Below are 19,642 nucleotides of genomic sequence, written 5' to 3'. Positions count from 1 at the left end.
TCAAGCTGCTAAATAGGTGTAAGTTGTACCTGGTTAATAAAAAAGGGTTGCCATTTATTCCTCAAAACTTTTTTGTTTTTTAGAAAACCGGTAAGCAAAGTTTATTTTCGAAATATTTTTACGGGCCTTTACAAACGAAAACAATTCGTCATAATCCCTGGCAACAATTTTAAATAACGGCAGCGAAGTTTTATTTAGCTTTAGTTTAAACGCATTGTTTAGTTTAATAATATAAGCACTGTCTTCTTTTGACAGGTTAGGATACTTTATCAATACATTCAACTGATTCAGCATCATTTTAAAAAAACGGTTCCCCCGTTTTACCTTATCAAAATTAAACGTATTGGTAACCGCATCAGGATGTTCGCGGTATAAAGTTAAAACCTGGTCAACATATGTTAATCGCTGATGATAAAATGCGATGAAGCCCATCCACCAATCGTAAAAACCTATTACCGGGAACGGTAAAATGTATGTTAAAAAATCGCGGATAAATAAGGTATTATGGCCTGTTATGTAATTATTTAGTATAAGAGCTTTGTAGTTTTTACCTATTAACGAAAAATTGCTCAATAATTTTTTATCAGTAGGCGTGCCGTCAGCATTTATATAAACCGAGTTGCAAAACACCAGCCAGCTATCGCCAATGTTTTCTAAAAGAATCTGTATTTTTTGCGGGTCCCAGATATCATCCTGATCGCTTATGGCGATATATGCGCCACTGGTAACACTTAGCGCTTTTTCAAAATTCTTATTAAACCCCAGGGTAGTCTCATTTTCAATGCATTTAATCCGGCTGTCTTTTGCTGCATATTCGTGGGCTATTAAAATGGTATCATCTGTCGATCTGTCGTCAACAATAACAATTTCAAGATTTTTATACGTTTGCCCAATAATACTATCTAACTGCTCTCTAAGGTATTTTTGGCCATTATAAGTGCAAAGCGCTATAGATACCAGTTTATCTTCCATCAGGTACTTAATTTAGATTTTAACTCTTCGGCGGTTTTAATAACCCGCCTAAAAAGCCTTGTTTCAAATAGCATTCGCTTCACTACTGATCCCGAAAGATAAAAACTGGCATTGGTAGTATTTAAATACCTGTTTTTTACAAAGGCCGAATATTTGTTTTTAAGATAGCTAAGGGTGCTGCGGAAATTATCATCAACATTGCCTAAGCTTTTATGCATCAGTAAAAAATCAATTACATAGCAGGTATAACCCAGTAGTCCCGCCGACATGCAAATGTCTAAACCATATAAATGAAAACCTCCAACATCTGTAGACAGACCAACATTAGCACTTTTTTTAACAACTATAAAATTCTCATCAACACTGCATACCTTTTGCGGCAGATTACCCTTAACGTCAATTTTGTTTTGGGGGTAGGCAATTTTATAAACGTTCCTTTTATACAATCTATCCACCGCCCCCGCATTGCCTAACACTCCCCAATTTGCATCCCGTGCATCCATGGCTGCTATCTGTTCATCAAGTAACAATTTGGTGCTGGTTTTGGTAAGCAAAATGTCCTGGTGGCATAAAATAATATACTTCCCTCCTGCTTTTTGTAAAAATGAATTGATGCCCTGGTAGGCGTCCATTTTGTTGGTTTCGCTGTTATCTACCACAAGATACTCGCAAATATCAGTTGTAAAGCCAGCTTCGATAAATGAATTAAGCATTTCAAGGTATTCTTGTTTACGGGTTACCAGGGTACAAACGGAGTATTGGTATGTGTAAACCGGCTGTTCAACTTGTTGTATAAAATCGGGCAGCAAGGTCATTTATTAAATTGTTTTAAATTGCTTATCAAGTGATTGTTTAATACTGTCTTTAACCTTAATGAAGGGAATATATTGTTTTTTGCTAATAGCTTCCTTAATAAATTGCTTTTTATAGACTTTCATTTGTGGCAGCTTTTGTAAGTATAACTGCCATGCTTTATAATAATAAAACTTACCACTTATCCACCGTGTAGATAAAGATAAAAAGGAGATAAAAGCCCACAAATATAAACGCATACCCCGCAGGTGGAAGTAATGTAATAATAACTTATTCCGTGTAACTATGGTTTTAATTTTGTTTTTTGAACTATGCGTTTTTATAGTAACCGATACTGCGTGCCAGCAAACCGCATTGTTTTCATAATAACACTTAAACCCACTTTCCCAGGCACGTAATGATAAGTCGAGGTCCTCATGATAAAACGGTGAAAATATTTCATTAAAGCCTCCAAGCTCAACCAACTTTCGTCTATTAACAAAGGCATTCGCTCCGCTTAAATAAAAGGTGTAAACATTTTCAGCACTGCTTAATGCCACATTTTTAATATGGTTAATTTTAAAAAAAGAGCTTTTGGGATACTTACACGCTTCGGCCATTTTGCCTGTGTCTTCATCAAGTATCAAACCCATTACTCCAAAGGTATCGGGGGCGGCAAAATATTTGAGCTGCCCTTGAAAATAATCCTCGCTTAGTTTGATATCACTATTTAACAACAAAACAAGATCATATGAAGCTCTGGCTATTCCTTTGTTAATATTGACCGAAAAGCCCCCGTTTTGCGGGCTTTCAATAGTGATAATCTCAGGATAATGTTGCCGTAAAAAAGGGATGCTATCATCAGAAGAGCTATCATCGGGTACAATAACCTCATAATTACAGTCACTGGCATTTAAAGCGGCGTAAACAGAAGGAAGATTTTTGGCAAGTAAATTTTTGCCGTTATAGTTTGGTATAACTACAGAAATACCCGGCTTGCTGTTACTACTCTGTTTTAATCCCATGTATATTGATTAATGTTAAAAATTACTGGACAGGCATTCCTCATACAGATCAAGGTATTGCCCGGCCGTTTTTGCCCAGTCGAACTTTGCTGCGCGGGTCATTATAGCCGTTTTAAGATCGACAGCCTGGTATTCCAGCATGCCTTTTAAAAATGTATCCTGCATATGTTTCGGTTCAAAATTTGCAAAATACCATGCCGCTTCGCCACCAATTTCGGGCAGCGAGGTATGGGTTGATAAAAATACAGGTTTACCAAAATGCATGGCCTCAATAACCGGCAACCCGAAGCCCTCGGCTATGGAAGGGAATATAAACGCCTCGCAATTTTCATAGTACCAGGCTTTGTCGGCATCACTTATCAGCCCCGTAAAAATCACGCGGTTGGCACAATTATACTTTGCGGCCTCTTCCAGTACCCTTTCCTGGTAGGCGGTTATTTTTCCGGCAATAATCAGCTCATAATCGTTATGCTCCAATAACGCGGGCAATACATGAAAATTCTTTTTTGCCGATATGCTACCTATCGTAAACAAAAACTTACGGGCAGGTTTGTAAGCTGGTTGATGGCCTTGTGGAACTATAAGTTTATCGGCACCGTTATATATCACCCTAATTTTTTCTGCCGCTTCGGGATAGTATTGCTTTACATCGTTGGCTACAAACTCAGAAATTGTGACAATCCTATCGCAGGCGGCTATGTACCCTCCCAAACGGTCAATATATTTTTTATACCTGCGTGGCGACCTGTTTTTTTCATGCACGGGATTCATGTCATGTATGGTCAATATCTTTTTTGCATTTACCCTTCGGGGGTTTAACTTGCAGTACTGGTTGGTAAAATGCACCAGATCGAATTTATTATATGCCGGAAAAAACGCCTTGTGCAATAGCAACTTGGTGATGCCGTTTTTAAGCCCTTTAAAAGCGTAAATAGCTTTTGGATGCAGGTATCCCCATATATTAAACCTGTTATTTCCTTGTTTTAACAACTCCCCGCCCAGGCTCCGTTCAAAAAAGAACAGCCCCGAGGTTGCCCGTTTCAGTGAATCGAAAGTAATGAGGATGGTGGGTTTCAAACGTGGTTCTATTTAATTTTTACCAATGATTTTACGGCTACAAAAGGCAAATATACATTTTTGGGATTTGATGAATGATGGAGTTCAACACCGGGCATGTAAAATCACTTTTTAAACCTATTAAGTAAAAAAGATAGCTAAAAGGGTAATTTGTTTCGCGCAAAAACGCTATGCCATTTGTTTATTTTTCTTTGCCTCTTAGCGTCTTTGCGCGAGAAAATACCCGACTTAATATCAAACACGATATCTTTCAATCCAATTATGTTATATAAAACACCAATAAAATTTTAAACGCAATTTTCCTGAAACACAGGGTGAGGTTACGCTTGTATAAATGCTTTATATTTGCTTTATCAACATGAAAAACGGCGACACCTCAACATCATCCATCAATTTTAAGCAGGTTGCGCGTGCCTTAAGTATTGTTGAAAATGACCTTTCCGGTAGCGCCCATCTGCTCAAAAGCCTCACATTCAATAAACCTGCGCCTATAATTGGTATAACAGGCCCACCGGGTGCAGGCAAAAGCACATTGGTTAATGAGCTGATAAATAATCTGTTAAAAGAGGGTAATAAAATAGCAGTGTTAGCTATCGATCCTACCTCGCCGTTTAATTTTGGTTCGCTTTTGGGCGATAGGATCAGGATGGCATCGCACTTTAATCACCCGGATGTGTTTATCCGGTCATTGGCAACCCGTGGTTCGTTGGGCGGCTTATCTGCCAAAACCATTGAAATGGCCGATGTATTACGCGCCGCAGGATTTGATTATGTGCTGATAGAAACGGTAGGCGTAGGCCAGTCGGAAGTAGAAATAACCGGCCTGGCCGATGTTACGCTGGTTGTTTTGGTGCCCGAGGCCGGCGACGAGATCCAGCACATTAAATCGGGCCTGATGGAAATTGCCGACGCCTTTATTATCAACAAAGCGGATAGGCCCGACGCGGATATTTTTTTTAACAACCTCAAAAAAATAATTGGGCAAAATAAAGATGGGCAAACCGCGATCTTTAAAACTATAGCTTCGCAAGCCATTGGTATTGATAAGGTTGTAGATTTTATCAAATCAACATCGCCACAAAAAAACAAACGCAAAGAACTGCTGCTTACCGAAAAAGCATACAAGCTTATCCAGCATCAATTAACCCAGCACATTGATAAAAAAAAGCTTCAGCAAGATATTGCTGAAGCTTTAAATATGGGTGGGTTTAATCTGTATACTTTTGTGGATAGCTACCTTTAGCTATTCATGATCTCTTCAATATGCTCTGCCTCAACCGGGATACCAGCCATCAAATCGCGGTTACCATCGGGGGTAATTAAAATATTGTTCTCTATTCTTATCCCCAGGCCCTCTTCCTGTATGTAGATACCCGGTTCGCAGGTTAATATGTTACCTACCTCAAAGTTTTTATACCGGCTTGCAAAATCATGCACATCCAAACCCAGATGATGTGATGTGCCATGCATAAAATACTTTTTATATAGTGGGTTTCCCGCATCCTGTTTGGCAACATCATGCTTATCCAGCAAACCAAGGCCAATAAGCTCGCCGGTCATGATCCGGCCAACCTCTTCCTGGTATTCGTTCCATACCGTGCCGGCAACTATCATACTGGTTGCCTGGCGCATAACGCGTAAAACAGCATTATAAACCGCACGCTGGCGTGGGGTAAATCTGCCATTAACCGGCACCGACCGACTCATGTCGGCGTTGTAATTGGCATACTGAGCGGCCCAGTCAAACAATATAACATCGCCATCATTACATACCTGGTTATTATCAACATAATGCAGTACAATAGCGTTTTTACCCGACGCTATAATAGGACTGTAGGCGTGCCCGGTAGCCCGTTGCCTTAAAAACTCATGGGTAATTTCGGCTTCTATTTCGTACTCGGTAGCACCGGGTTTTAAAAATTTCAGTACCCGTACAAACGCGTCACTGGTAATATCGCAGGCCTTTTGAGTAAGCTCAATTTCTATCTCAGATTTTATAATCCGCAATTCGCGCATAATTGGCGCCGAACGCTCATAATGATGCAAGGGGTACTTTTGCCTTAACGCCTCATACATACGTAAATCGCGATAAGGTACAGTGTGTATATAACGATCGTTCTCGTTGGTGTTGATGTAAATATTTTCGGCGTAATTGATAATGCCATGCAAAATGGTGTCATACTCATGCAGCCAGTGAACGCGCTCAATACCAGATGCTAAGCTCGCTTCTTCTTTGGTGTACTTATGCCCCTCCCAAATTGCGATGTGTTCATTGGTTTGTCTTAAAAAAAGTACTTCTCTGTATGCCTTATTAGGACAATCGGGGTATAATAATAATATACTTTGCTCCTGGTCTATCCCCGTAAGATAAAAAAAATCAGGGTTTTGCTTAAACGGGAAAAGCTGGTCGCCGCTCACCGGAAACTCGTCATTTGCGTGAAAAATGGCAATTGAGCCGGGTTTTGTTCGCGAAACGAAATTTTTTCTATTATTTGTAAATAGCGAATTTGAAATTGCTAAATATTTCATTTTTAAGGGTTGATAATTTTATTAAATCAATTTTTTTTGCTTATTTGTGTAACTATTACATTTTTTGGAACAATGTTTGGTCATCGTTTCAAACATAATTACTAAATTTGACAAAAAATCACAATTAAAATCGTTTAATCTTAAAAACTATGAATTATTCTACATTAAAGAAAACAGTAGCATTGTCATTTGCTTCTTTGATGGTAGCTGGTATGGTTAACGCCCAGACCGACTCCGCAAAGACAACTTCTACCGCCAAATTGTTTGGTGGTATCGGACAGTACAACACCTTCAGCATCGGCATCAGCGCTGGTGTAACTGATGGTTTGGTGCCTTTCAGCATCAACACAACCAACAAGTTCAAAGCTGACTTAGGCTATGGCTTGTCATTAAGGCAACAACTTTCACACACATTTAGCTTACAGTTAGATTATTTGGGTGGTAAAGTTCACGGTATTGATAAAGATGGTACTACTAAATTTGGTATCAGCGAATACAAAACCAGCTTTAACTCAGGTGCTTTAAGCGCGGTATTTAACATTGCAAGTGTAAGCTTCTTACACCGTCAAAACAGTGTTAACTTTTATACCTCTGCAGGTTTAGGTTTAGATTTTTACAAAATCAAAAGCAACTCTATAAAAGATTTGCCATTTGGTGATAAAAACGTAAAAGAATTATTTGCTCCGGTTGGTGCAGGTGTTAAATTCAAACTAAGCGATGCGTTAGCGTTAAACTTAGGTTACACCATTAGCTTTGTACAAGGTTATAACTTTGCTGGTGTAAACACTTATCCTACCTTTAGCCACTACTCATACACTTACGGTGGTTTAGAGTATACTTTTGGCTCAAGCTCAAAGAAAAACTTAGAGTGGGTTAACCCGGTAGCTCAAATGTATGACGAATTGTACGATGCTGCATTACGCCAGGAAGTTGAAGCTTTAAAAGGTCGTGTTACTAACGTTGAAACTGCAGTTAGCGACTTGAAAAAAGATTCTGACGGCGACGGTGTTGCTGATCAGTTTGACAAATGCCCAGGTACTGCTGCAGGTAGCGTAGTTGATGGTTCTGGTTGCGTTATCGTATTCCCTAAACCAGCTGTTGACTCTGTTGTTACCAAAGCTACTGCTTACTCAAACATCCAGTTTGAATTTGATAGCTCAGTATTACGTACTTCATCTTACCCAGTATTAGATGCTACTTCAGCTGATCTACGTGCTTCTGGTAAAGGTGTTGAAGTTGACGGCTTTGCTTCATCTGAAGGTACTGCTGCTCATAACTTATCTTTATCTAAAGACCGCGCTAACTCAGTAAAAACTTACTTAGTTAACTCTGGTGTTGCAGCTAAAAGTGTTAAAGTAAAAGGTTACGGCGAAACCCAACCAATTGCTGATAACTCAACTGAAGAAGGCCGCGTGTTAAACCGTCGCGTTCAATTCAAACAAAAATAATTTTTAATTAAATATTAATATTATTTGCGAAGGCTCCGGATAACCCGGAGCCTTCTTTGTTTTAACACGATTTAGGGATTAGCAGGATTTTAACATTGTGTACAGACATTTAAAAGATAAAATGTCATAGTGGATTATAACATATATTATCCGGGGAGATCCCGAACTATGCAAATCCGTCCGGTGAAATATACAATTATTGCCCCGCGGTAATAGGATGTATAGCCTTAGAAGCTGTTTAAAACAAAAACCATCATGGCGGGTTATAAAATCCACAGACCATGAAGGGGGAGATAACAAAGCGACGAAAGACTTACGAAGTTTTAAAAACTTCGTAAGTCTGGGATCTACAACTTGTCACTCCCGAATGCTCCTAAAAAGATTATATATTATACAAAAAGAGACTCCCCATAAGGCAGTCTCTTTTTGTATAAAGGAAAAAAAATCCTATCAATCCTGCCAAATCCCTAAATCGTGTTTTATTTAACGCTTTTCCTGAGCACAATAAAGTAGCCGGCTATAAATATAACCGTGCCCACAATAAGGCTTACAAATACATCTTTGGTAAAAACATCAATCTGGATACCTTTTACCGGGCTTTCGCCGCGATGCATCATGGTGGTAATGGCTTCCATGGGGTGAGAGTATGGGAACAAGTAGCAATATTCCCAGTTTTTTGAAGCCAGGATAACGCCGGCTATGGTACACACAAAACCAATTCCCATAGGCTTTAAAAAATCGGACCAAATCAAACTCAATAAAAACTGGATGGAAAGGATACCTATAGATGATAAAAACAGCTTGAAATACACTTGTGCCAGCTCTTTTTCTATATGATAGTTATCAAACCTCAGGCTGGGTTTTACCACGCTTAGCAGGTTACCAAAACCAATGGTAAAAAGCACAAACAAAGCCAGGCATAAAAATATAAGAAAGGCCGCATACAAATATTTGGCTCCATAAACAGACCAACGCGCAATAGGTAACCCGAAGATGCTTTTCCAGGTGTCGGCTTTATGTTCAATGCTGTTTACAGAGTAAGCTATAAAAATAGTGTACATGGGCAATAATAATGATCCCATAATGCCTAAAGTAGCGCCTGCAAATTGCAGCCATAACATCATTGGCGGCATCCCGGCCAGCTTTTCGGCCTTAACGTAAAAGCCTATAAAAATAAGGGTACAGATAAATAGCGGCAATATAATGGATGCCCAAAAACCCAATGTTTTGCGGCTCTTGTAAAACTCCGACCGGAACGATAAAATAAATCCTTTCATATGGTTCAGGCTTTTTGGGTGATATCTAAAAATAGGCGTTCCAGGTCTTTTTGCTGTTTGCCAATGCTGTAAATGGCATGCCCGCTGTTGTGCAGCAAAGCGTTAACATCGGCGGTTTGCTGTTTATTGGTGTAGGGCACGTACACGTAATTATCGGTAACGTCAATAACGTTAAAGCTGTTGCGTTTTAACAAGTTTGCAGCGTCAACTGTATTATTCGTCTCGATACATATCATCGGCTGGCTAAGGGCCTGTAATTCGGTTATACTACCCTGAAAAAGCAGCTCGCCATAATTGATGATACCTACATGGGTGGCCATACGCTCCACCTCGGCCAGCAGATGACTTGATATAAAAACGGTTTTGTTATGTTGATTTACCAGCTTTATCAGTAACTCGCGTACTTCAATAATGCCGTTAGGGTCAAGCCCGTTGGTTGGTTCGTCAAGGATCAATAGTTTAGGATCGGCCAGTAACGCCAGTGCTATGCCCAGGCGCTGTTTCATCCCTAAAGAGTATTGCCCCGCCTTTTTACTGGCGGCAGCGGTAAGCTGTACCAGGGCCAGCATTTCATCAACCCGGTTCATGGGCACCTGCAACAGCAGCGCCCGGTTTATTAGATTTTCTTTGCCGGTAAGATGGTGGTATATGGCAGGCTGCTCAATGAGCGACCCGATTTGCGATAATATGCTGATGCGGTTGGTTTGAATATCCTGTTCAAAAATGTGGATACTGCCGTGTTGAATTTTTAGCAGGTTTAACAGGAGTTTGATGGTAGTGGTTTTCCCGGCACCGTTGGGGCCAAGAAAACCATATATGCTGCCTTCGGGAACGTTAAGCGACAGGTTTTTTACCACCTGCTGATTACCGAAGTTAAAAGATAATCCTTCGGTACGGATTACCATACATTGTTACTTTTTGCTACTGAGCAAACAGTTTTTACAAGGGTATAACCTTTGTAAAACAAGGAGGTTGCGTGTGCTGTTGATGCACCACCTAATATGGATGATTCCTTTTTTTGCTCAAACTGGTAGCTTACACCTAAAATAAGGGCAAACATTACAGGTATTAATAACATGATAAAAGGGTTAGAGTTTTTGATAAGCGTTTTCATTGCGAGTGATTTGATAGAACAAAGAAATACTTATTTTTTGGTCCCCTAAAAAGTATTAGACCAACACACGGAGTTTATAGATGAACGCCTTTTTGTGTAGTTTAACCCGTTCATCGATTATAAATGCCCGTTCATCGAAAAAATGGGCTGCTACATATAAATATCCGCCTGCTTAACAATCAAAATACTAAATTACATCCCATTAAACCTTTTATAAAAGGGGTAAATTTTAAGATGCAGGACACTATTTCGACAGGAAAACAAACGCGGGTGATAAAAACGGCCTGGCAGGTTTTTTGGCATATGCTTTTTTGGCTGGGGATGATCTCGTTTTTCATTTTCCTGGCGCGCAGCAATGATGAGCTGAACATGCGGCAGCTGCTGGTAATATTTTTATTGTACCCGGCCATCAATATCACGCTGTTTTACATCAACTTTTTATTTTACATCCCCCGTTTTTTAGATAAGAAACGCTACTGGGCTTATGCCTGTGTAATACTCATCACCATTATCATTTATGGGGTAGGCAAATACGGGGTAGGTTTACAGTTTAAAGATGTGGTGCTCATTCATTCCAAAAACAAAGAGATCAGTTTTACATCCTACTTTTTCAGCACCGTTTTCACCAGTCTCATCTTTGTTTTTTTAAGTACGGTACTGAAATTTACCACAGACTGGTTCCTGAACGAACGGATTCAGCGCGACCTGGAAAACCAGCGGCTGAGCGCCGAACTGGCTTTTTTGAAATCGCAAATCAACCCACATTTTTTGTTTAACTCCTTAAACAGTATTTACTCGCTGGCCTATCAACGGTCAGAAACCACGCCCGAGGCTATCCTGAAACTATCAGAGATCATGCGCTACATGCTGTATGAGTGTAACGATAACCGGGTTGATTTGAGTAAAGAGCTGCAATACCTGCAAAACTATATCGACCTGCAAAAGATCCGCTTTGGTAACAAAGCCTTTATTGACTTTAAGGTGATGGGCGAGGTTACCAACCAGCAAATTGTACCGCTGTTACTTATCGCCTTTATAGAAAACGCCTTTAAACATGGGGTAGCCAACGATGTAATGACACCTATTAAGCTACTTATTAATGTTGATGAATGTAAGCTGCACTTTTACATCCAGAATAAAAAACATACCCACAACCGCGATGCATCGGGCGGCATAGGTTTAAATAATGTGCAGCGCCGCCTTAACCTGCTTTACCCCGATAAATATACCCTGCATATCAGGGATGAAGATGACACTTACACTTGCGAATTATCAATCATATTATAGTACACACTAATCATCACGAATTTTGCAAACACGAACTTTCACCAATTTTATCGAATTTCACAAATCAGGGCGGATACGAATAAAGAAACACTTGGTCGAGAGACAAATATCTTCTAATTCTGACAATCGCTTTAATCTGGTGAATTATTGATTTTTTAAAAATTCGTGTATTTAGAAAAAATTCGTGCAATTAGTGTTTAATTTTACAACATGATCAAATGCCTGGTAGTTGATGATGAGCCTTTAGCGCTGCATATATTGGAAGATTACATTTCCAAAATGCCCTTTTTGCAATTGGTGAAAGCCACAACCAATCCTATTGAGGCACTTACCCTGGTACAGGCGGGCAATGTTGACCTGGTATTTTTAGATGTGCAAATGCCCGAGCTTACCGGTATCCAGTTTTTAAAGATCGCCGGCGGCAAAGCCAAAGTGATATTAACCACAGCTTACCCGCAGTACGCCCTGGAAGGTTATGAACTGGATGTAGTTGATTACCTCCTTAAGCCTATCGCTTTCGACAGGTTCTTTAAATCGGTACAAAAGGCGCAGGGCATCATTCAGCCGGTTGCCAAAACGGTGGTACAGGCAGAGCCAGCACAGCAGGATGATTTCTCGACCGATTTTATCTTTGTTAAAACCGAGCACAAGATCCAGAAGGTTTACCTGCACGATATCTTGTTTATTGAAGGCCTAAAAGATTACATATCCATTTTTACCTCTGCCGAACGCATCATTACGCTGCAAGGCATGAAAAAGATGGAAGATGCCCTGCCCGAAAAGCACTTTGTACGGGTACATAAATCATACATTGTAGCACTCAACAAAATTGACAGCATCGAACGCAGCCGCATTCAAATAGGTGATAAAATTATCCCCGTAGGCGATACTTACCGCGATGAGTTTTTTAAAATTATAGAAGATAAAAACGTTTAGGCGAAGCCCCCTAACCCCCTGAAGGGGGAATGACAAACCGCGAAAAACTTACGAAGTTTTGAAAACTTCGTAAGTTTGGCATCTACAACTTGTCATGGGTAGTAGTACAATTCGTTGACTCCGAAGGGAGAAACGACGCAAAACATCTCCACATTTAAAATCGACTGTTTACTCTACCTCAACAGTAAGCTTCTCCCCTATTTGCTGGCGCCACATGGCGTAGTAAAGGCCTTTTTGGGCTATCAGATCGGGGTGTTTGCCAGATTCAATGATACGGCCTTTTTCAAGCACGTAAATGCAATCGGCGTGCATAATGGTTGATAAGCGGTGGGCAATCAATATGGTGATGTGATTTTCAAACTCAGATACGTTGCGGATGGTTTCGGTGATCTCTTCTTCGGTAATGGAATCTAAAGATGAGGTAGCCTCATCAAATACCAGGATATCGGGCTTGCGTAACAGCGCGCGGGCTATGCTCAGGCGTTGTTTTTCGCCGCCGGACACTTTTACTCCACCTTCGCCGATAACCGTGCTGAGGCCTTTATCTGCCCTTGCCAGCAAGGTTTGGCAGGCTGCACGCTGCAACACATCCATGCATTCCTCATCAGTAGCGCCGGGGCGCACAAATAACAGGTTTTCGCGGATGGTACCCGAGAACAGTTGCGTATCCTGTGTTACAAAACCAATCTTTTCACGCAGCTGATCAAGATCTATCTCTTTACTTAAAATATTGTTGTACAAAACGTCACCTTCCAATGGTTGATACAAACCTACCAACAGCTTTACCAACGTAGTTTTACCAGAGCCAGACGGACCAACAAAAGCGATAGTTTCACCGCTATTGGTTTCAAAATTGATATGATTAAGCGCGTTGCGGTTGGCGGTTAAATGCTTGAAGGTAACATCGCTAAAGGTTAACGTATTTACCTTATCAACCATCACCGGCTTCTCCGGCTTTTTATCAATAGGGGTGCTCAGGATGCCTTTAAAATTACCTAAGGAAACTTCTGCTTCGCGCCATGATAAGATCACGTTACCTAACTCCTGTAATGGGTTGAACAGGAAGAACGAGTAAAACAAAAAGCTGAAGTATTGCCCTGGCGTTAAAGTACCCTTAAAAATAAGCAGCAGCAATACAACCACCATTACGCTACGTACAAAGTTTACCGTAGTACCCTGTACAAAGCTCATGCTGCGTACATATTTTACTTTTTTAAGCTCCAGGTCGAGGATCTTGTAGGTGGTATTGTTAAGGCGCTCTATTTCCTGCTTGGCCAGGCCAAGGCTTTTCACCAATTCAATGTTTCTTAATGATTCTGTTGTTGAGCCGGCAAGCGCTGTGGTTTCAGAAACGATGCGTTTTTGAATGGTTTTTATTTTGCGGCTCATGGCCATGCTCACAAAGGTGATGATAGGTATAGCAGCAAAATATACCAGCGTTACCTGGTAGTTAACACGCACCGAATAAACAATCACAAACAACATCCCAATGAGGGATACAAATAATATGCTGATGAAGGAGGTGATAAACTTTTCGCAATCCAAACGAACCTTTTGCAAAATGCCCAAAGTTTCGCCGCTGCGCTGGTCTTCAAAAACCTGGTATGGCAATTCCAGTGAATGTTTTAACCCATCGGCATACATTTCGGCACCAACCTTTTGAGTAATAATATTGGTAAAATAATCCTGGAAGTTTTTAGCGATACGCGATACCATGGCCACACCAATTGCAGCGCCAACCAGTACCAATACCTGGTTTAAATAATGATGATAATCTAAACTGGTGCGTTTTTCGATAACCTGATCCACAATATGCCCTGTTATCCAGGGGTCAAGTAAGGAGAAGCCTATATTCATAGCCGCCAGAAATAGCGCCATCACCACTATCCAGCGGTGTTTTTGCAAGTAAGAAAGTAATATATTCATGTTTCGATAACAAAAATAAAAAAAGGGAATGGCTAAGTAGCTCATTCCCTTTTAATTTGACATAAGGTTAATATTAAACCGTCATGATATCTTTTTCTTTTGCGTCAGAAAGCTGATCGATTTTGATGATATAAGCATCAGTAAGTTTTTGAACTTCAGCCTCGCCTACTTTGATCTCATCTTCAGATACACCTTCCGATTTTAATTTTTTGATCTTTTCGTTAGCATCCTTACGGATGTTACGGATAGCAACCTTACCGGTTTCGGCTTCGCCTTTTGCCTTTTTAACCAAATCGCGACGACGTTCTTCGGTTAATGGCGGTACGTTTATACGAATGATGATACCATCATTTTGAGGGTTAACACCCAGGTTTGCTTCTTTAATGGCTTTTTCAATTGCAGTAAGCAATGATTTTTCCCATGGCTGTATTACAATTGTACGTGCATCCGGTGTATTTATGCTACCTACCTGGCTTAAAGCTGTTGGCGTACCGTAGTAATCAACCTTAACATCATCCAGCATAGCTGGGCTTGCTTTACCGGCACGTATTTTATTTAATTCGTTGTCGGCATGCTCAATGGCCCTATCCATGGATGCCTTTGCATCAGTCACTTGTTTTTTAATGAGTTCGCTCATCGGTTTAAATTTTTCACAAAAATAATAAAATCTGCCATTTTATCGCAGGCCGATGTTGTTAATCGCCGGGCCCCGCAAAGGTTTGCCAATTAACGCAAAAACTTTAGGTATGTTTTTTGTGACAAATGTTAAATAACTTTTTTTAACATTTTTAATAATGAATTGTATTTATCTTAGTATAAACCTGTTACAAAATGAAAAAAGTACTCATAATTACGTTATTGGCAGCTTGCGCCGGCCAGCTAAAAGCACAAACATTGCAGCAATCGGTTTGGGGTAATAAAAGTTATTGGAGCCCATACATGAAACCAAAAGCCAACGGAGGACTGCTTAAATTAGATTCGTTAAAACCAATTCTGATTCAGCCAACGCCTAATAATAACTTTAAAAGCAATCCCGAAATTGTCGCGATTCCTATGGCCTATAATATGCCGATAGTAAAAGTAAGCAGCGATGACCGAATGCCGATAGTAAAAACCGATGAGCCGGGCATGCATTATGATATGCTGATTAAAAGATTGGGAACAGCTAAGCGGGATAGCACGGTTAAAATTGTCCCTTAATTGGTGCCGCTACATTAGCTTCATTTATGACCGTGGTCGATTTTTCTTCCCGCTTTTCAACCACCGTGTCAAAGCTTTTTTCATAATCGGGATGATTGGTGTTCATCAACCTGTCCCAGATATTAAAGTACAAACCGTAATTGCATTTTACCAGGCGGTGGTGCATGTTATGATGCGTTGAAGTATTGTGCCACTTAAAAAGCCTGTGACTGGCAAAACCTTTCGGAAAAAGTTCGAAGCCCAAATGCCCGGTTACATTAAGCAATAAAGAATACAATGAAAATATGGTTAAGGCCGTGCCATGATAGGGTATAGTAAAAGCGATGAGCGGCACTATCCCAACTTCAATAACAGCTTCTAATGGATGAAATGCATAAGCAGCAAATGGTGTTGGATTGGTTGACAGGTGATGTGTTTTATGCACAAGTTTAAACAAGGGTTTCCAGTGCATGACCCTATGCGTCCAATAAAAATAGGTATCATGCATTAATATCATCAGCATAATGCTCAGGATATAATAGCCATAGCCACGATCTCTGATGTTTGGATAAATGCGGGTGAGGCCTGCCTTGCTTGCAAAAATAACCCCCATAATCACCAGGCCGAAAATAATGATGGTTACAAACGAGTTTACAATCTCGCGGATCACATGTTTATTTTCGGGGTAACGCTGCTGAATTTTAGCACGCCAGATGGTTTTATTCTTCCACACATAAAATACCAGGTAAAACGAACCCGCAAACAACAGGTACCGCACAGCCAACCGAAGTAGTAAATTCGATATGGTAAATAACTGATCTATATGGAATCCTTTAAACATGCTTTGCTGTTAAACGCTTAGGGCGCAGATGATCATATATTAAAAATCTTTATTCAGTAACTTTTCCAGTTCGGCAAAGCTGATATTCATTTTTACACGGCCTTGCTTGGCGTAAGATAGTTCACCGGTTTCTTCGGATATAATGATGGCCGTGGCCTCGTTGGCCTCGGTAACACCAATACCCGCACGGTGGCGCAAACCAAACTGTGCCGGCAGGTCTGTTTTTTCGGTAAGCGGCAAAATACAGCTTGCAGATTTGATCTTATTCTCGGCTATCACCACCGCTCCGTCATGCAGCGGACTCGTTTTTTGAAAAATACTTTCCAGTAACCGCTTGCTGATCTTGGCTTCTACCACTTCACAACTGTTTTGATAAAACTGCTCATCATAATATTTGGCGAACACAATGAGCGCGCCGGTTTTGGTTTGCTTTAAACTTTTGCAGGCATCAATAATAGGCTTTATACGGGCGTAGTTATTTTTCTCCACTTCTTTCTTCCCAAAAAAATACTGCCACCAGGCCTTATTGCGCTGCAACGACGCGTTTTTACCAACCAGTAATAAAAATCGCCTCACCTCCTGCTGAAAAACCACAATTACCGCTATGATCCCTACATCAACAAACTTACCCAAAATGGCAGTAAGCAGCTTCATGTGCAGTTGGTTTACAATAAAGTTCATGGCAAATATTACCGCGAAGCCTATGAAAATATTGGCCGCTATAGTACCCCTGATGAGGTTGTATAACTGGTAAATAATAAAAGCCACCAATACCACATCCAGGATATCGAAGATGGTGATCTTGGGGAAATTGAGGAAAAAGGAATGCATTTACGAAGTTAACAAGTTTAAGGAAGTTAAGAAACGTGAATGATTACATTGACATTTAAAGGACGTTATTGATCAGCAATATAAGGTCCGCCCGGCACTCCCCAACCCCATTGCGGCATGGGCGCGTCAATGGCCTCGTTAGCATCATCCATTTTTGAGTTGATAACCGCTATACGGGTACCCCATTCCAGGTAAGCCAAAAATGCCGACCGAAACTCAGGGTCGTCGGGCAGCAGCAACTCATCGGCAGTTTGCAGCAATAGCTCCATCCAGCGTTTGCGGTGCGCCTCGGTGAGGTATTTTTGCAGATGTTTGCTAATCATAATGAAGTGGCTTCCCTCCTCTTCACTGTACACTTTCGGTCCGCCCAAAACCTCAGCTACAAAATGAGCAACATGTAACCTGTGTTGGGCCGACATGTGTTTAAATACCGGCTCCAGCAGGTCGTCGGCCAAAACCTTGTCATAAAATTTATCAAAAAGATTTACAAAGGCAGGCATGCCGCCCGCCCATTCAAAAAGCGAGGGAACCTGGGGTTTATCGATATCGGTCATAATGGTAAGTTTGATTTTAATAAAGATAACCCTCATCAAACAATATGCCCAATAAATTAAACAGATAGGCGTGTCAGCTTATTTATTGCAGGGGCAAACCCATCTAATTGGGTTAACATAACTTAACACATTTCAGATGAAATTACATTTAATTACCTAACAATCAATACTTTATATTTATACATGGTTAACACTAAACTGATGTATCGCGCAATTTAGGCGCATTCAAATATTGGTGCCTGTTGTTGCGCTATACAGGTGCCGGATGGACCTGGATCTTTTAACCAGGACCAGGTGATACACAAGGTATCGTTTGATGCTTATATAATCCGTCGGCATAAGTTTATTCCGTTAGCTATTATTAAAAAACAGCTTCTCCGTTAACTATTTAGATGCGTTTGCCCTGTTATTTATTGCGCTCGGTGGTAAAGCGTACCAGTTGCTCCAACGCTTTATGCGATTCACTCTCGGGGAAAGTATCGAGAATAGCAAAAGCCTCATCCTGGAATTTTTTCATTTGTGTTTCGGCATATTGCAAGCCACCGGTTTCGTTCACAAATTTTATGATTTGTGCTATTTTGACAGGGTCGTCATTATGGTTTTTCACCAGGTTAATGATCCGTTTCTTTTCGGAGGAGGTAGTGTTAGCCAGCGAATAGATCAATGGCAGCGTCACTTTCTTTTCTTTAATGTCGATACCCAGTGGTTTACCCACATCATCGGTACCAAAATCAAACATATCATCCTTGATCTGGAAAGCGATGCCTATCTTCTCGCCAAAAAGGCGCATTTTTTCAACCACTTCATCACTTGCCCCGGCCGATGACGCCCCACATGCGCAGCATGACGCAATAAGCGAAGCTGTTTTCTGACGAATCACCTCGTAATAAACAGGTTCGCCAATATCCATTTTGCGCACCTTTTCAATCTGCATCAACTCACCTTCGCTCATTTGCTTTACAGCATCGGATACAATACGCAGCAGCTGAAAATCATTATTATCTATAGAAAGTAACAGTCCTTTGGATAGCAGGTAATCGCCAACTAAAACAGCGATCTTATTTTTCCATAAAGCGTTGATAGAAAAAAAGCCACGACGCTGGTAAGAATTATCAACTACATCATCATGTACCAAAGATGCCGTGTGCAACAGTTCCACCAATGCGGCGCCCCTGTGGGTTGATTCATTGATGCCACCGCAAATTTTGGCAGCAAAAAAAACAAACATCGGCCTTATTTGCTTGCCTTTGCGCTTAACAATGTAGTGGGTGATCCTATCCAGCAATGGCACAGAGCTTTGCATAGAAGATTTAAACTTCTCTTCAAACGCATCAATATCGGCAGCGATAGGTTTCTTAATGTCGTTGATGCTCAGCATTTAAAACTAAACAAGCTTTTATGGTGTAAAACTGCCATGTGGCAATATGAGGCAAACATAAGCTAAAATTATTTATCTGCATTGTTGCCGATTATTTTTTACCTAAATTAAACCATTGGCCACATTTATAGTCAACATAAACAGATGCCATATTTATAAGTTGAGTTAAAGTTTTTGTGAGAGCGGGTCCCTGTGAGAAGGTCCCGCTTTTTTTATTACCTGCCGTGCCATTATTATTTTATCTTTGCCCTCCGCTTAACTGCACGGAGAAGTGTCTGAGTGGTCGAAAGAGCACGCCTGGAAAGTGTGTATACTTCAAAAGGGTATCGAGAGTTCGAATCTCTCCTTCTCCGCAAAACGGGACTTTGTAAAAATTTCCAGGGAGGCCGTATCATAATTCAAATGATGCGGCCTCTATGTTTGCAACGTATTGGCTCCATGTTTATCTGTTTTCGTTGAATTTCTCAGCAAGGAGT

At 40.6% G+C, this 19,642-nt stretch carries 19 protein-coding genes and 1 tRNA gene; 6 read left to right on the top strand and 14 right to left on the bottom strand.

Annotated features, from left to right (window positions below):
- Positions 1-54 precede the first annotated feature (54 nt).
- The 4 genes from FHS10_RS28100 to FHS10_RS28085 are packed head-to-tail and all read right to left on the bottom strand — an operon-like array spanning position 55 to position 3,866.
- Positions 55-972, bottom strand: coding sequence for a glycosyltransferase (locus FHS10_RS28100; protein WP_259097453.1), 918 nt, complete (start codon positions 970-972; stop codon positions 55-57).
- A complete protein-coding gene (locus FHS10_RS28095) occupies positions 972-1,787 on the bottom strand; it encodes a hypothetical protein (protein ID WP_259097451.1) in 816 nt (271 codons plus the stop codon). The genes FHS10_RS28100 and FHS10_RS28095 overlap by 1 nt, the downstream gene beginning before the upstream one ends.
- Before the next feature lie 3 nt (positions 1,788-1,790).
- On the bottom strand, positions 1,791-2,789 hold the full coding sequence (locus tag FHS10_RS28090; RefSeq protein WP_259097449.1) for a glycosyltransferase family 2 protein: 999 nt from the start codon (positions 2,787-2,789) through the stop codon (positions 1,791-1,793).
- 15 nt (positions 2,790-2,804) lie between these two features.
- Positions 2,805-3,866, bottom strand: coding sequence for a glycosyltransferase family 4 protein (locus FHS10_RS28085; protein WP_259097447.1), 1,062 nt, complete (start codon positions 3,864-3,866; stop codon positions 2,805-2,807).
- 358 nt (positions 3,867-4,224) lie between these two features.
- Here FHS10_RS28085 and meaB point away from each other — a divergent pair, with 358 nt between their 5' ends.
- Entirely contained in the window at positions 4,225-5,109 is an 885-nt protein-coding gene (gene meaB / locus FHS10_RS28080) for a methylmalonyl Co-A mutase-associated GTPase MeaB (RefSeq protein WP_259097444.1), read from the top strand.
- On the opposite strand, the gene FHS10_RS28075 is transcribed toward meaB, so the two are convergent.
- Complete coding sequence (locus tag FHS10_RS28075; protein WP_259097441.1) at positions 5,106-6,395, bottom strand: aminopeptidase P N-terminal domain-containing protein; 1,290 nt, start codon at positions 6,393-6,395, stop codon at positions 5,106-5,108. The genes meaB and FHS10_RS28075 overlap by 4 nt on opposite strands.
- A 149-nt stretch (positions 6,396-6,544) precedes the next feature.
- Here FHS10_RS28075 and FHS10_RS28070 point away from each other — a divergent pair, with 149 nt between their 5' ends.
- Complete coding sequence (locus FHS10_RS28070) at positions 6,545-7,843, top strand: OmpA family protein (protein ID WP_259097439.1); 1,299 nt, start codon at positions 6,545-6,547, stop codon at positions 7,841-7,843.
- Between the two features lie 479 nt (positions 7,844-8,322).
- Here FHS10_RS28070 and FHS10_RS28065 read toward each other — a convergent pair whose 3' ends face one another.
- From FHS10_RS28065 to FHS10_RS28055, 3 genes are read right to left on the bottom strand one after another with little or no spacing between them, the layout of a single operon-like run.
- A complete protein-coding gene (locus FHS10_RS28065) occupies positions 8,323-9,120 on the bottom strand; it encodes an ABC transporter permease (RefSeq protein ID WP_259097436.1) in 798 nt (265 codons plus the stop codon).
- 5 nt (positions 9,121-9,125) lie between these two features.
- Positions 9,126-10,025, bottom strand: coding sequence for an ABC transporter ATP-binding protein (locus tag FHS10_RS28060; protein WP_259097435.1), 900 nt, complete (start codon positions 10,023-10,025; stop codon positions 9,126-9,128).
- Positions 10,019-10,234, bottom strand: a complete 216-nt coding sequence (locus tag FHS10_RS28055) for a hypothetical protein (protein WP_259097433.1) — start codon at positions 10,232-10,234, stop codon at positions 10,019-10,021. Before FHS10_RS28055 ends, FHS10_RS28060 begins: the two co-directional genes overlap by 7 nt.
- A gap of 234 nt (positions 10,235-10,468) precedes the next feature.
- Here FHS10_RS28055 and FHS10_RS28050 point away from each other — a divergent pair, with 234 nt between their 5' ends.
- Both FHS10_RS28050 and FHS10_RS28045 read left to right on the top strand, forming a co-directional pair.
- The gene (locus FHS10_RS28050; RefSeq protein ID WP_259097431.1) at positions 10,469-11,521 is read left to right on the top strand and encodes a sensor histidine kinase; all 1,053 of its coding nucleotides are present in this window, start codon (positions 10,469-10,471) and stop codon (positions 11,519-11,521) included.
- Between the two features lie 210 nt (positions 11,522-11,731).
- Positions 11,732-12,457: a LytR/AlgR family response regulator transcription factor gene (locus FHS10_RS28045; RefSeq protein ID WP_259097429.1), complete on the top strand. Its 726-nt coding sequence runs from the start codon at positions 11,732-11,734 to the stop codon at positions 12,455-12,457.
- A 168-nt stretch (positions 12,458-12,625) separates the two neighbouring features.
- On the opposite strand, the gene FHS10_RS28040 is transcribed toward FHS10_RS28045, so the two are convergent.
- Both FHS10_RS28040 and frr read right to left on the bottom strand, forming a co-directional pair.
- The gene (locus FHS10_RS28040; protein WP_259097428.1) at positions 12,626-14,383 is read right to left on the bottom strand and encodes an ABC transporter ATP-binding protein; all 1,758 of its coding nucleotides are present in this window, start codon (positions 14,381-14,383) and stop codon (positions 12,626-12,628) included.
- 73 nt (positions 14,384-14,456) lie between these two features.
- Positions 14,457-15,020, bottom strand: a complete 564-nt coding sequence (gene frr / locus FHS10_RS28035; protein ID WP_259097427.1) for a ribosome recycling factor — start codon at positions 15,018-15,020, stop codon at positions 14,457-14,459.
- 194 nt (positions 15,021-15,214) lie between these two features.
- On the opposite strand from frr, the gene FHS10_RS28030 reads away from it, so the two are divergent.
- Complete coding sequence (locus tag FHS10_RS28030) at positions 15,215-15,583, top strand: hypothetical protein (protein WP_259097425.1); 369 nt, start codon at positions 15,215-15,217, stop codon at positions 15,581-15,583.
- Here FHS10_RS28030 and FHS10_RS28025 read toward each other — a convergent pair.
- From FHS10_RS28025 to FHS10_RS28010, 4 genes are all read right to left on the bottom strand, one after another.
- Positions 15,567-16,403, bottom strand: coding sequence for a sterol desaturase family protein (locus FHS10_RS28025; RefSeq protein ID WP_259097423.1), 837 nt, complete (start codon positions 16,401-16,403; stop codon positions 15,567-15,569). The genes FHS10_RS28030 and FHS10_RS28025 overlap by 17 nt on opposite strands.
- A gap of 39 nt (positions 16,404-16,442) precedes the next feature.
- Positions 16,443-17,234, bottom strand: coding sequence for a diadenylate cyclase CdaA (gene cdaA / locus FHS10_RS28020; RefSeq protein WP_259097421.1), 792 nt, complete (start codon positions 17,232-17,234; stop codon positions 16,443-16,445).
- Between the two features lie 65 nt (positions 17,235-17,299).
- Positions 17,300-17,788 carry a group II truncated hemoglobin gene (locus FHS10_RS28015; RefSeq protein ID WP_259097419.1) on the bottom strand — a complete coding sequence of 163 codons (489 nt, stop codon included), beginning with the start codon at positions 17,786-17,788 and terminating at the stop codon, positions 17,300-17,302.
- 406 nt (positions 17,789-18,194) lie between these two features.
- Positions 18,195-19,166 carry a polyprenyl synthetase family protein gene (locus tag FHS10_RS28010; protein ID WP_259097417.1) on the bottom strand — a complete coding sequence of 324 codons (972 nt, stop codon included), beginning with the start codon at positions 19,164-19,166 and terminating at the stop codon, positions 18,195-18,197.
- Between the two features lie 265 nt (positions 19,167-19,431).
- Between FHS10_RS28010 and FHS10_RS28005 the strand changes: the two genes are divergently transcribed.
- Positions 19,432-19,519, top strand: a tRNA-Ser gene (locus FHS10_RS28005).
- The last annotated feature ends 123 nt before the right edge of the window (positions 19,520-19,642 follow it).

The organism is Mucilaginibacter dorajii (assembly GCF_024808255.1).
In the GTDB taxonomy this organism is placed as follows: Bacteria; Bacteroidota; Bacteroidia; order Sphingobacteriales; family Sphingobacteriaceae; genus Mucilaginibacter; species Mucilaginibacter dorajii.
The sequence above is the reverse complement of the archived record's forward strand: the minus strand, read 5'-3'. Positions and strand labels throughout refer to the sequence as shown.